Raw genomic sequence first — 12,442 nt, forward strand, 5'->3', positions numbered from 1 at the left:
TCCGTCCCATCCGAAATCGACGGGGCTCATTTCTGCGGCAATTCATCAATTGCTGAAGCCATTTCCGTAAATGCAACTGTCGCGCCCTTATATGGAGCGTTCTCCAGTTCCCGCCATGTTGGCAGGTTTGTTTCAGGCTGCCGTTTCGGTGAAACGGGCGTCAGACGGGAGGGCAAGGGAAGAACTGCCCTCCCGCAAACGTCAGGCCGCTTCGGCAGAGAAACGCGCAAACAGCGGCTTCAGGCGGGGATGACGCGCCGCCTGAGGAGGATGAATCGCCACGGTTCTGCCCGATTTCGTCTCGCGCCTGAGCCATTCGCTGATGGTCTCCGCGCTGGTATGATCCATGTAAATCAGGTGTTTGCCGATGATATTGACTTTGCGGCCTTCGGGCAGCGCTTCGAGCGTGCTCAGCAGCGCCGGCACGTCCTTGCAGGTAACCGCTCCGCCCAGCCGGACATGAATTTCATCGTCGACCTCGGAATGCCTGATTGCGAGCTTTCGCCGCAGATAGGGTAGAATTTCGAGGATCGACAGCGCAAGGCCGAGCGCCACCCCGACCAGCAGGTCCTGCAGGACGACCATGGCCACCGTGACGGCCCAGATTCCAACCGGCAAGAGGCCATGGTGTTCGAACAGGTGGCGTACATGGTGAAGGCTGATCAGCCGCCAGCCGGTGACGAGCAGCACGGCGGCGAGCGCCGTCAACGGTACCATTTCCAGCAAGCCCGGCAAAAGTGCAACCAGGCCCAGGATCCATACGCCATGCAGCACTGCCGAGGTCCGCGTGCGAGCCCCAGCCTGTATATTGGCCGATGAACGGACGATGACACCGGTGATAGGCAATGCCCCGAGCAATCCGCAAAGCCCGTTACCGACGCCTTGGGCGAACAGTTCCTTGTTGAAACGCGTGCGTTGCCCGTCATGCATGCGGTCGACTGCTGCGGCCGAAAGAAGCGTTTCGGCGCTGGCAATGATGGCAATCATCAGGGTCGTCAAGATAATGCCCGGTTGCACGAGCCGGGCAAAATCCTCGGTCTTCGGTAGCGATATGCTCTCTGCCAGCGAAACAGGCACTTCCACACGGGCGATCGGCAGTTCAAGTGTTGTCGTCAAGACCGTGGCGGCAGCAACCCCGACAAGCGCCCCCGGAACCAGCGCCAGCCATTTGGGCCGGAACTGTTCCCAGCAGACCATGGCGAGCAGAGCGATAAGACCGACCAGCAGCGCTACGGCCTCGTTGGTCACGCTGGCACCCCACAGTCTACCGACACTCTCGTTTATCGCGGTGACATTCTCGATGCCGCCTGCGGCAGGCTTGGCATCCATGAGCACATGGACCTGCCCGAGGATGATCAAAATGCCGATGCCGGCCAACATGCCATGAACAACGGCCGGCGAAATCGCTCTGAACCAGGAGCCGATCCTGAGGAAACCCGCCATGATCTGCAGGAAACCGACAACGATGAGCACGGGACCGAGCATGGCAACGCCATACTGTTCGACGAAGCCGAAGACGATGACAGCAAGACCGGCGGCAGGCCCGGAGACCTGAAGAGGCGAGCCTGCCAGCAGGCCGACGACGAGGCCTCCAATGATACCGGAGATAAGCCCCATGGCCGCTGGTACCCCGGAGGCGATCGCAATTCCCAGGCAAAGCGGAATGGCGACAAGAAAAACCACCAGAGACGAAGCGAGGTCGCGCGAAAATGCAGAGCCGTTGTTTATCATGGCACTACTCCCCGGCAAGGGTTGCGGCAACCCGCGGCATGACATGCGGGTGGTCTCGTCCTGTGATGGCGACCGGCAGCGGCTCGCCATCCCGCACATCGGTAAAGGTCGCCAAAGTCCCGTCATAGACTTGGACCTCGCCTGTTCCGATGTCGAAGAACCATCCGTGCAGCGTGATCTCGTTGGTCGCAAGTTTCGCAGCCACCGACGGATGGGTCTTTAAATGGTCGAGCTGCACGACGACGTTTTCCATTGCCACTGCGCGCACGCGATCGGTTTCGGAGAGATCGTCGGGATAAGCTTGGCAAACAATCGAATAAGCCGCATGGCTGTGCCGCAGCCAGGCCGCGACATTCGGCATCGGATCCAGCATCTGCGGGTGGCACAACCCTTTCATCGCCCCGCAATCGGAGTGACCGCAGACAACAATGTCGCTGACGCCGAGCGCCAGGATGGCATATTCGATTGCGGAAGAAACGCCGCCATTGAGGGTCGAAAAGGGGGGAACGATATTGCCGGCATTGCGGCAGACGAAGAGATCGCCAGGCCCGGATTGGGTTATCGTTTCCGGCATCACGCGGCTGTCGGCACAAGATATCATCAGGGCATGTGGCTGCTGGCCTTCGCGCGCCAGCTTGCGGTAAAGCGCCGAATGATTCGGAAATACGGCGCCACGAAAACTGGAGATACCTTTCAGGAAATCACCCATCTATCGGATCCTCTTTCTGGCCGGACGTCAGACTGTGAGGATGTCTCTCATCCGGCGGGTTGCAGAAGCGACCTGTTCGCAGTTGCACAATAAAGGGCAGGAAGAGATCAAAAGAAGAGTCTCGCAGCATATTGCATCGCAACATTTTTTGAACGAGACGTGATTTGGCTGTTTGTCTCTGTCTATCCACGACTTCACACGGGGTGGCGCCGCCGAACTCGCCGTCGATTCGCAGCTGCCTCCAGGGTGATGCTGTCCCGCTTGAGCGGCAAGCATCCGCACCTATTCAGGAGCCTTCAATGGGCAAAATGGGTCGAGAGGGCGGTTCTGCCGCATGTGATGTCGCCGCCTTTGCACGAATCCGATGGCCTCCTCCCGTCATTGGAACCTTCATCCGGAGAACCGAGATCAGAAGACCATTATTGGCCTCTTTCGCAGCTTTGATTTGGCATGGTTGCGCGGGTTCTTCCTTCGCCCGCGTCAATCCGGATAGCGGTCGAACATTGGAAGCGCGTGGATGTGCGTGGACCAAGGCAAGCGCTCGGCAACCTGCACCTGAATGTCAGGGGCAACCATCGTTGGGTCGTCGAGGGTGGCAATTTGCACGTCAACGATTCCGGGAATAAGGGTTTCGTTCACATAGCTAAGGCCTGTCCCGCATGTTGCGCAGAAATGTCGGTGCGCTTGGCCGTTGGATGACCAGACGCGAGGTTCGCCTTTGGTAATTCGGAAGCCGCCGGCCTCTACCCCCATCCAGCCGACCATCGGCGCACCAGAGGACCGGCGACAGTCCTCGCAGTGGCAGACCGCGGCATGAACAGGTCGATCCGTTTCATATCGAACGGCACCGCAACGGCAACCGCCAGTTAGTCGGCTGTTGGAGACGGCTTCCACCATTTGTACTCCCTCCCAGAGCTTTGCATCACCTCACCGATTGCGTCCTATAACACGAAATAGCCATCTTTCCTTGACCGCTGGCGAATTTCTCGCTTGAAATTTCGTTCTCAGCACTGGAGCCGGATGCAATTAGCCGTATGATGGTGGGCAATCCGTGATGATCTGGGAAGCGGTCGAAGCCACATTCAATGACATCCCTCCCGTCCGCAAGCCTGGTCAGTGCTTGACCTTCCAATCGCCCCGGCGCAAGCCCCAGGCTTCGCTTTGATTTTCGCCGTTCGGTGGCGATCGGCAGGACGAGCCGGCGACGCCGTGGCTTTCCTGAACTACGCCATTTCATTGCGGCGGACATAGCGTTCGTCGCTGCCTGCGCCGACTGGTTCGGGCTTGGTCATGGCGTTCATCCGTCAGTTCGACTGCACGCCGGGACAAAAAGAGGCATCGAATCAAGACCATGGCACCGGTTCGGAAAACGAGCGGCGGCGCAAGGCTAAGTCATTGAAATTCGATTCAATTCGAATCGGAACAATCGATCAGTGATTCAGTTGATTCGCGATGATTGGAGTCAGGAGTCCGCGTAAATGGTTACCCCGCGAGCGAATTGGAAGGGCTACATCAAGTTCGGTGAAGTTGCGTTTCCAGTGGCGCTTTACACGGCTGCCTCGTCCTCCGAGCGGATCGCCTTCAATACCTTGAACCGCAAGACGGGCAATCGCGTCCGCCGCGAATTCGTGGATAGCGAAACCGGCGACCCGGTGGAGCGCGAGGCGCAGGTGAAGGGTTTCGAGATCGAGGATGGGCGTTTTGTTGTCCTCGAACCCGAAGAGGTCGCGGCGGCCGTTCCAGATAGCGACAAGACTCTCAAGGTCGAGGCATTCGTTCCTTGCACCGAGGTCGACGACGTCTATTTCGACAAACCGTATTATCTCGCGCCCGACAAGACAGGCAGCGACGCCTACAAGCTCCTGCGCGACGGCATGAAGAGGGCCAAAGTCGCCGCGATCGCGCGCACCGTCCTGTTCCGGCGCCTTCGCACTCTCCTTATCCGACCACACGGCAAGGGTCTGATTGGATCGACGTTGAATTACGACTACGAGGTGCGTTCATCGGAAAAAGCGTTCGAGGAAATGCCCGACCTGAAGATTGAAGGCGAGATGCTGGAGCTGGCAAAGCACATCATCAACACCAAGAAGGGCGAGTTCGACCCGAAACGGTTCGACGACCGCTACGAGGAGGCGGTGGCCGAGCTCGTCAAAGCAAAGATGGAGGGCCGAACGCTGCCGAAGAAGAAGGCACCCACAGCATCCAGACCGAGCGATCTTCTGCAGGCCCTACGTGAAAGTGCCGGAATGTCCACTCCCGCCAAGAGCAAACGCACCGCGGCCAACGCCAACGCCGGTAAAGGCCGACAAAAAGCCAATCCGGCCGCCGCATCCAAAGCTCCCAGCACTGGTGGCGGCCACCAGCGCCGCGCTGGCTGATTGAAGAGGAACACCATGGCTCTCCGCCCCCACTGGAAAGGCTATCTGAAGCTTTCGCTGGTTACCTGCCCGGTACAGATGATGCCGGCTACGTCGGAAAATGAAAAGGTGCGCTTCCATACGCTGAACCGGCAAACCCAAAATCGTGTCGTGAGCCACTATGTCGATGCCGTCACTGGCAAAGAGGTAAACGACGAAGACGAAGTCAAAGGTTACCAAACAGGCGAGCACGACTATGTCATCCTCGAAGACGAGGAGCTCGAAAATGTTGCACTCGAAAGTACAAAAACGATAGACATCGAGGTATTCACGCCGCGCGATAGCGTTGACTGGATCTGGCTCGATACGCCTTACTACCTGTCTCCCGACGATCCTGTCGGGCAGGAAGCGTTCTCTGTCATTCGCGATGCCATGGCGGCCGAGAACATGGTCGGTATTTCCAGACTTGTGATCTCCCGGCGGGAACGCGCTGTCATGCTTGAGCCGCGCGGCAAGGGCATCGTGCTCTGGACATTGCGTTATGGGGATGAGGTGCGCGACCCCCAACCCTATTTCGAAAGGATTGACGACGAGACGGCCGACAATGAATTGATGCCCCTTGTCCAGCAACTCATCAAAAAGCAGACACAACACTGGAACCCGAAGATGGCCTCCGACCCTGTCCAGAACAGGCTCCTCGACATCATCGAGGCGAAGAAGAAGTTGATGAAGGCGCCCGCCAGGACAAAGGCGAAAGGCAAGAACAAGGAAGAGCCGGCGCCCAACAACGTCATCAATATCATGGATGCCTTGAGAAAGTCGGTCGAAGCGGAAAATCGCTCAGGGAGGCATTAGCCTCATGAGGAGCCCCCGCCGGTCCTCGTTGCCATTGCTCGACGTGTCGCATTCGACTCTCCAGTCGCGTCCGATCCGCAAACGCGACCCTGAGCAGCCGAACCTGCCTTTCGATCCGATGCCGCAGCGCGTGGAACCCTGTCTGGCGCTGCTGAAGACAACTGTTCCGCTGGGACCCGATTGGCTTTACGAAGTGAAGTGGGATGGTTACCGGCTCGCGATCCATATCGAACAAGAGAGCGTAAGCATCGTTACCCGCGGCGGCCATGACTGGACCCTGCGATTTCCCTCGATCGCCGCGGCGGCAAAGCGCCTTGGGGTGACGACGGCCATTCTCGATGGCGAGGCCGTTGTTCTCGACGCCGAGGGCCGGTCGGACTTCGGCGCCTTGCAGCGTTCGCTCGGAGGTCGGGGCGGCAAACGGATCTCAAGCGAGTCCGTCCTCTACGCCTTCGATCTTCTCTACCTCGACGGACACGATCTAACCCGCACCGAGCTTTCCGTGCGCCGGCAGCTTCTTGAGGACCTGGTACCACAAAGCGGCAATGGGACGATCCGCCTTTCAAAAGCGATAGAACTGCCGGCCGACGATCTCCTTGCGCACGCATGCCAGGTCGGCCTGGAAGGGATCATAGCAAAGCATCGCAATCGGCCCTACCGCAGCGGCCGGACCGGCGACTGGCTGAAGATCAAGTGCGTCCAGAGTGAGAGCTTCATGATTGTCGGCTACGAACAATCGGGATCGGCCCGCGGCGGCATTGGCAGTCTTCTATTGGCCGGCAAGAAGGGCTTCCAATGGGTTTATGTCGGCTCGGTCGGGACCGGTTTCACCAGGAGCGGTGCCGAGGATTTGAAAAAGACCCTCGATCAGCTGAAAACGGACAAGCCGGTGGTTCCGCTTAAAGGCAAGCGCTTCGTCTTCGTGCAGCCGACACTGATCGCCGAAATCGAGTTTCGCGGCTGGACAGATGACCGCTATCTGCGCCACGCTTCCTACAAGGGGCTTCGGGAGGTTCAGGACAACGCGGCCGTTTTCGATGTGATGGATTGACCTGCCACCGTCGGCGCCGAGATGACCGGCTTGGGCATGTCAGTGATGTGGAAAAGTCCCTTCTCGAGCGCGAGCTGGAATATTGGCTTGCACGGCGCGCCAGCATGCATCTGCTATGGCGTAAGCCAGCCGTCGTGCGCTTTAACATGACGGCAACTCAAGCATGCCGTCTATGCGATCTTCGGCAGAGTGACCAGATGCCGCTCAAGCGGCGGCTCTTGTCTTGCCCAAACGTTTTATCGCCTGCTCCAGGGGCCGCTGACCATCACAATAGCCCTGCCAAGCCGATGTCTTTGCTAGAAGAACCGGCACGGTCCTGACCGTGAATCGCTTCGGATCGAGGTCGGATTTAACCTGCGTCCATGTCAGCGGCATCGATACGGTGGCGCCCGGCCGGGCTCGTGGTGACAATGGTGCAACAGCCGTCGCCATGCGGTCATTGCGCAGATAGTCGAGGAATATCCGGCCGTTCCTCAAGCTCTTGGTCATCTTGATCAGGTAGAGCTCGGGATTGTCGCGCGCCATCTGCTGGCACACGGCATGTGCAAACCCTTTCGCCTCCGGCCAAGAGAGCGGCTTGCGTTTGTTGATGGCAAGCGGAGTGACCACATGAAGGCCCTTGCCGCCAGTTGTCTTACAGAAACTGATCAAGCCGAGTTCCTCAAGCCTGTCGCGCATGTCTCGGGCTGCTGAAACGACTGTGGAAAAGGGGACGTTAGGACCAGGATCGAGGTCGAAGACGAGCCGCCCCGGCACTTCCGGCTGATGCGGCTCGCAATTCCAAGGATGCAGTTCGACAGCACCAATCTGAGCGACGGCGGCCAAACCCTCGATCCGGTCGATCTGCAGATAAGGCTTCTTGTCACCGAAGACCTTGACCAGTTCGAGGAGGCTCGAGGTGCCCGGCATGGCATGTCGCTGGAAAAACTGCTCGCCGCCGATCCCGTCGGGTGCGCGGATAATGGAGCAGGGCCGTCCCTTGAGATGGTCGATCATCCAGGAGCCGACGGCTTCGTAATAGCGGGCCAGCTCTTCCTTTGTGATGGGGCCCCCGTCATCTCCATCCGGCCATAGCGGCTTGTCCGGGTTGGAAATCAGCACGCCCATCACATCGGCCTTGACGCCCTTGCGCCGCGTCGACCTCGACTCCGGAGCCAACGCCGGCCGAGGCACCTCGGCTTTTGATGGCTTGGCCGGCCGTTCGGCTTCGATTTCCTTGGCCGGTTTGTCGTCGCGCAGCCCCTTAAAGGCAGCCTGGCGGACAAGACCGTCGGCAGTCCAGCCTGCGAATTCGATTTCCGCCACCAGCTCGGGCTTCAGCCAAGTGACCTCCGCCGCCTTCTTCGGCGCGCCGATGCCAGTAAAGGGCGATTTCGTCGTCTCGAGCGCCTTCAACTTCGGAAGCAGCGTTTCCAGTTGCTTGGCGCCGTATCCGGTACCGACACGGCCGACATAGACGAAATGGTCGCCGTGGTAGACGCCGACCAGCAAGGATTTGAACTTGCCATTCGCCTTGGCATAAGCCCCCAGAACGACCTCATGGCCGGCCCTACATTTGGATTTGGCCCAGGTTTCGGTCCGGCCGGATTGGTACGGAGCGTCCACCTGTTTCGAGATGATGCCTTCCAGCGACAGCTTGCAGGCGGACCTGAGGACCGCGTCGCCGTCCGTTTCGAAATGCTCGACAAACCGGATGCGGGAACTGTCTCCTGCCTCAGTCAGCAGGCTCTGCAACCGCGCCTTTCGATCCACAACCGAAAGAGATCGCAAATCCTCACCGCCGTCATAGAGAAGATCGAATGCGAAATAGACGAGATCGCCTGTTCTGCCTTGCGAAAGCGCCGCTTGGAGAGCGGCGAAATCGGGCGCCCCATTCGCGTCAAGGGCGCAGATCTCACCATCGATAATCGAATCGGGCAGAGAAGATGCCGCCTTGCCTATTTCGCGATACTTGTCCGTCCAGTCGAGGCCCTTGCGGGTCTTCAATGTCGCCTCGCCGTCCAGCACCCGCATCTGGATCCGATAACCGTCGAACTTGATTTCGTGGATCCAGCCCTTGCCCACGGGGGGGCGCTCCAGGGTCTGACAGAGCTGTGGCGCGATGAAATCAGGCAGGTCGACAGGCGTGACGGACCCCTTGCCGGCCCGTACATCTGATTTTCGCTCTTCGGCGGCCAGCCCTCGATGGCTGTCCCAGACTGCATCAGCCTGGACGTCGCCTCCTGCGACCATGAATGGTTTTGGCTTGCGCCCCTTGCCAGCTGCGATCATCTCCATTGTTCGGCCGGAGGCGACCGAGGTGTCATTCTCCTCCAGGATAGCCGCGCCATTGTCCTCGACCGAAAACGCGTCATGGTGCTTGATCAGCAGCCAGTTGGTTCGCTTACCACGTTCGCGATCGTTACCCATGCGCACCAGCACGAAGCCGCCATGCAGGCGTTTGCCGTCCAGGGTGAATTTGAAGTCGCCCTTTGCCAGAGCTTGCTTCGGGCTCTTCTTTCCTTCAGGTTTCCAATAGCCGCGGTCCCACAGCATGACAGTACCGCCGCCATACTGGCCTTTCGGGATCGTGCCTTCGAAATCGCCATAATCCAGTGGATGGTCCTCCACCTCGACCGCCAGCCGCTTGTCATGAGGGTCGAGAGACGGGCCTTTGGTGACCGCCCAGGACTTGAAAACCCCATCGAGCTCAAGCCTCAGATCGTAGTGAAGACGGGTTGCGTCGTGCTTCTGGATGACGAAACGAGGACGATTGCTGCCGGCAATGCGCTTTTCGCCGCTTGGCTCAGCCGTCCTTTGAAAATCGCGCTTCGACCGATAGGTCGATAGTTTGTCATTGGCCATGGTTGGTCCCGAAAACAGCGTCCGACAGCGGAATGCCGATTGGCAGCTGGAAGTTCCATGATAGCGCTCATCATCGGGCCACGGGAGGCCTCGCCTCTTCAAAGACGAGGCTGGCCCATGTCCTAGACAACGGCTACACGTGCTGGCCGAACCGGATGGATGGCCGGCTTTCTGTTCAACGGAACCATGACGGCAGGCATGCCCGCTTCGTGACAGGCGGCCAGAAATGCTTCGCGCGCGATCACAGCGGCAATAGTGCCGTTGAGCGCACCCCGGCATGTCTTCACGGCCCGTTCATGGCGCTCTCCGTGGCGCAGTGGCCATTCGTTCTCGAGAAAATCCAACGCGTCGTAAGCGCCTGTAAATGTCCGCTCCAAACCGCATTGCAGCCGGATCCTTACCGGCCGAGTCCATGGAACATCGTTGAGCGGCATCTTTTCCTCCTTTCATGCCACCAATGATCCTGACGAATTGATATTGGGAGTCGTCTGCGACTGTTCAAGATTGCAAGGCCAACCAGAACATCGACCGTACCGGCAACCTGCACGATTTCGTCAGCCGATCTCCCGGAAGGTAACGGAATAGCGAAGCTGCTCGACAGGCGGGATGGAATGCTCCCATTCGCTCCGGGCGGCACCCGACAGCAGATAGACAGAACCCGGCTCGGCGATCACCGAGACACGCTCCCAGTTCGAGCCGGCGCGGCGCCGCAGCCTGAAAGTACATGGCGACAGCAATGAGACACCGATGACCCTGCCGAACACCTTTTTGTCTCTATGCCAACCGATCGGCGCGCCCGGCGCATATTCGGTGATCAGCGCCTGTTGCAATTGATCGGGTTCGATAGCGGCGGAAGCTGCCGCAAGGGAGCGCACGGGCAAAAGGAACGACGGGACCTCGCCAATACGCCTCACCCGTTCGGTATCGAAGTCATACTTCCAGCCATAGGAAATGATCCTTCGCTTGCCCTCAAACCCATGAAAATCAAAGGGTTTTAACGGCAACTCCCTTATCTCGCGAAGCAGATCCGACTGGATCGTCTCCGGAACGACGGCTGGTTGGTAGCCAAAGCCCTCAGGCAGTCGCGGCTGCGCTTGGCCAAACAAGTCCGCTTGCTGCGAAATGCTCATGATCAGTTCCTCGCCGGCGTGTCAGTGGACACACGGCGTTTTGACGACTGCGGCGAAATCTTCCGCCACCAGTTCGCTGATCGCAATCAGGACCTCCTCGGCCGAGAAGCCGGAAGCAATGGTGGTGCGGATCAGATCCTGCAGATCAGGCTCGACAACATCGCGGCAATCGTCCAGCCGCTCGTTGGAGATTGTTATGCTGCGCAGTTCTTCCATCTTCGACCTTTCACGGTGCGGGCTGCCGGCTCCATATGCCGCCGGGGCCAAGATCATCTACGGACGACGATCGGTATATGGCGATAGCCGAGGTTCATCTTCTTTTTCCACCTGCGAAGATGCTGGTGGACATTGTTGTCTCTGACGATCACCTGCATCTCCTTCTTTCCTTATCATTGTGGTCAATCTCAGGCCCGAGTTCCAGTTAACTGCGCGTGAGAAGGCAGGGCTGCGGCTTCCAGTTGTTGCCCCGAGCGACGACCTCACCGCGCTCGCGCGGCTTCATGGCCGCAGGCGCCGCAGCAATGCTTGTCTTATTCAATCGAGTACCCTGGCAGCACAGGGGCGAAAATCTCGCCAGACCCTTAAGTCGCGGATTATCGACGTCATCATGACGCAAGCCGCGCGCTGCGCGATTATCTGGTTGATGGCCAAAAGATAAGAGGTGGCCGTTTGCAATGCAATGCCGGACCCTCTTTCGGGCAATGTCCTCTTGTGGTGCGACAACGACCGGAAAGTGCAGCGTTGACGATATTCCACAATGAAAGAGTCGCTCATAGTCGGTATTTCAGGCGCTTTTTGAAAAACGCGGAGCCATCGCATTGGCGATTGCAGGATCACCGCCGGCAGGGCAGCTTGCGGCGTGCATGACATCGGGTCTGCGGCCAGAAAAGCACGAGGCAACTCTCGGGTTTAAGCTCATCGACGAGCGGGTTCGGTAATCAGTCATGGTGGCTGATCAGGCTCTGAACCTCGAAGGAAAAGAGGTCCGCCAGCGCGGCAAGGTCATATCCGCCAGCTCGATTTCGACCAAGCTAGCTCGCCATAAATTCTGCGACACATTAATCACACCTCCTCTTGTATGCCACCGTCTTTGAATTAGATTCATAGAGCCCGGTCGCCCAATGATGGGGCCGGCTGAGTCAAGCAGGCGTCAAGAACGTCGTGGACTTGGCGCTTCCTTGTATCCATGTTGCTTCGAAGGAGGATATGGCTATGAGAAGCACGTTTGATTTCTCTCCGCTCTTCCGGTCAAGCGTCGGCTTCGACCGAATGCTGAACGCGCTTGAGGCTGCGAACCGTATGGCGCCGGCCGAAAACTGGCCTCCATACGATATCGTGAAGTCCGGCGAGGACGACTATCGCATCGTCATGGCGGTGGCCGGATTCTCGGAAAAAGAGCTGACCATAACGCACGAGCAGAACATGCTGATCGTGACGAGTGAGAAGGCTGACGAAGACGAGAAGCAGTACCTGCACCGCGGCATTCCAAGCCAAGCGTTCGAGCGACGCTTCGAGCTTGCCGACTATGTCAAGGTCACGGCGGCTAAGCTTGTCGACGGTCTGCTGACGATCGATCTGAAACGCGAAATCCCCGAGGAGATGAAGCCCCACCGCATCGAAATCACAGACGAGACGGCTCCTCGTCAGGGCAATATGCATCAGATCGAGGCCGAGGCAGCCGCTTAAGCCCGATCTCACCATTGTGGGGCAGGTGCCGGACGAGCGTCCGGCACCTGGATCTGCGGACCGAGCGCGGTGACCTCAC

The 12,442-nt window shown here is 58.7% G+C and carries 11 protein-coding genes; 4 read left to right on the forward strand and 7 right to left on the reverse strand.

Annotated elements, in window-relative coordinates:
- Nucleotides 1–201 precede the first annotated feature (201 nt).
- From EV130_RS06615 to EV130_RS06625, 3 genes are all read right to left on the reverse strand, one after another.
- Nucleotides 202–1,731: a SulP family inorganic anion transporter gene (locus EV130_RS06615; RefSeq protein WP_074065087.1), complete on the reverse strand. Its 1,530-nt coding sequence runs from the start codon at nt 1,729–1,731 to the stop codon at nt 202–204.
- Between the two features lie 4 nt (nt 1,732–1,735).
- Nucleotides 1,736–2,440 carry a carbonic anhydrase gene (locus tag EV130_RS06620; protein WP_074065088.1) on the reverse strand — a complete coding sequence of 235 codons (705 nt, stop codon included), beginning with the start codon at nt 2,438–2,440 and terminating at the stop codon, nt 1,736–1,738.
- A 480-nt stretch (nt 2,441–2,920) separates the two neighbouring features.
- On the reverse strand, nt 2,921–3,337 hold the full coding sequence (locus tag EV130_RS06625; RefSeq protein ID WP_074065089.1) for a GFA family protein: 417 nt from the start codon (nt 3,335–3,337) through the stop codon (nt 2,921–2,923).
- A 581-nt stretch (nt 3,338–3,918) separates the two neighbouring features.
- Here EV130_RS06625 and ku (EV130_RS06630) point away from each other — a divergent pair.
- Genes ku (EV130_RS06630) through ligD (EV130_RS06640) form a run of 3 tightly spaced genes read left to right on the forward strand, consistent with a single transcriptional unit; the run spans nt 3,919 to nt 6,703 of the window.
- Nucleotides 3,919–4,818: a non-homologous end joining protein Ku gene (gene ku / locus EV130_RS06630; RefSeq protein ID WP_074065090.1), complete on the forward strand. Its 900-nt coding sequence runs from the start codon at nt 3,919–3,921 to the stop codon at nt 4,816–4,818.
- Between the two features lie 15 nt (nt 4,819–4,833).
- Entirely contained in the window at nt 4,834–5,652 is an 819-nt protein-coding gene (ku, locus tag EV130_RS06635; protein WP_132551785.1) for a non-homologous end joining protein Ku, read from the forward strand.
- Between the two features lie 4 nt (nt 5,653–5,656).
- Complete coding sequence (ligD, locus tag EV130_RS06640; protein WP_132659700.1) at nt 5,657–6,703, forward strand: non-homologous end-joining DNA ligase; 1,047 nt, start codon at nt 5,657–5,659, stop codon at nt 6,701–6,703.
- A gap of 204 nt (nt 6,704–6,907) precedes the next feature.
- Here the strand turns inward: ligD (EV130_RS06640) and ligD (EV130_RS06645) are convergent, their stop codons facing one another.
- The 4 genes from ligD (EV130_RS06645) to EV130_RS06660 form a co-directional block, all read right to left on the reverse strand.
- On the reverse strand, nt 6,908–9,547 hold the full coding sequence (ligD, locus tag EV130_RS06645) for a DNA ligase D (RefSeq protein WP_132659702.1): 2,640 nt from the start codon (nt 9,545–9,547) through the stop codon (nt 6,908–6,910).
- A 122-nt stretch (nt 9,548–9,669) separates the two neighbouring features.
- The gene (locus EV130_RS06650) at nt 9,670–9,981 is read right to left on the reverse strand and encodes a DUF982 domain-containing protein (protein WP_074065094.1); all 312 of its coding nucleotides are present in this window, start codon (nt 9,979–9,981) and stop codon (nt 9,670–9,672) included.
- A gap of 120 nt (nt 9,982–10,101) precedes the next feature.
- Nucleotides 10,102–10,677, reverse strand: coding sequence for an alpha-ketoglutarate-dependent dioxygenase AlkB (locus EV130_RS06655; protein WP_074065095.1), 576 nt, complete (start codon nt 10,675–10,677; stop codon nt 10,102–10,104).
- 21 nt (nt 10,678–10,698) lie between these two features.
- On the reverse strand, nt 10,699–10,893 hold the full coding sequence (locus EV130_RS06660; protein ID WP_074065096.1) for a hypothetical protein: 195 nt from the start codon (nt 10,891–10,893) through the stop codon (nt 10,699–10,701).
- A 996-nt stretch (nt 10,894–11,889) separates the two neighbouring features.
- Between EV130_RS06660 and EV130_RS06665 the strand changes: the two genes are divergently transcribed.
- Nucleotides 11,890–12,363, forward strand: a complete 474-nt coding sequence (locus EV130_RS06665; protein ID WP_074065098.1) for an Hsp20 family protein — start codon at nt 11,890–11,892, stop codon at nt 12,361–12,363.
- Nucleotides 12,364–12,442 lie beyond the last annotated feature (79 nt).

It is taken from the genome of Rhizobium azibense (genome assembly GCF_004342325.1).
Taxonomy (GTDB): domain Bacteria; phylum Pseudomonadota; class Alphaproteobacteria; order Rhizobiales; family Rhizobiaceae; genus Rhizobium; species Rhizobium etli_B.

Coding starts and splice junctions, on each gene's coding strand:
- EV130_RS06660 (WP_074065096.1), bottom strand. CDS start 10,893: ATGGAAGAACTGCGCAGCATAACAATCTCCAACGAGCGGCTGGACGAT.
- EV130_RS06665 (WP_074065098.1), top strand. CDS start 11,890: ATGAGAAGCACGTTTGATTTCTCTCCGCTCTTCCGGTCAAGCGTCGGC.
- EV130_RS06655 (WP_074065095.1), bottom strand. CDS start 10,677: ATGAGCATTTCGCAGCAAGCGGACTTGTTTGGCCAAGCGCAGCCGCGA.
- ligD (WP_132659700.1), top strand. CDS start 5,657: ATGAGGAGCCCCCGCCGGTCCTCGTTGCCATTGCTCGACGTGTCGCAT.
- ku (WP_132551785.1), top strand. CDS start 4,834: ATGGCTCTCCGCCCCCACTGGAAAGGCTATCTGAAGCTTTCGCTGGTT.
- ku (WP_074065090.1), top strand. CDS start 3,919: ATGGTTACCCCGCGAGCGAATTGGAAGGGCTACATCAAGTTCGGTGAA.
- EV130_RS06625 (WP_074065089.1), bottom strand. CDS start 3,337: ATGGTGGAAGCCGTCTCCAACAGCCGACTAACTGGCGGTTGCCGTTGC.
- EV130_RS06650 (WP_074065094.1), bottom strand. CDS start 9,981: ATGCCGCTCAACGATGTTCCATGGACTCGGCCGGTAAGGATCCGGCTG.
- EV130_RS06620 (WP_074065088.1), bottom strand. CDS start 2,440: ATGGGTGATTTCCTGAAAGGTATCTCCAGTTTTCGTGGCGCCGTATTT.
- EV130_RS06615 (WP_074065087.1), bottom strand. CDS start 1,731: ATGATAAACAACGGCTCTGCATTTTCGCGCGACCTCGCTTCGTCTCTG.
- ligD (WP_132659702.1), bottom strand. CDS start 9,547: ATGGCCAATGACAAACTATCGACCTATCGGTCGAAGCGCGATTTTCAA.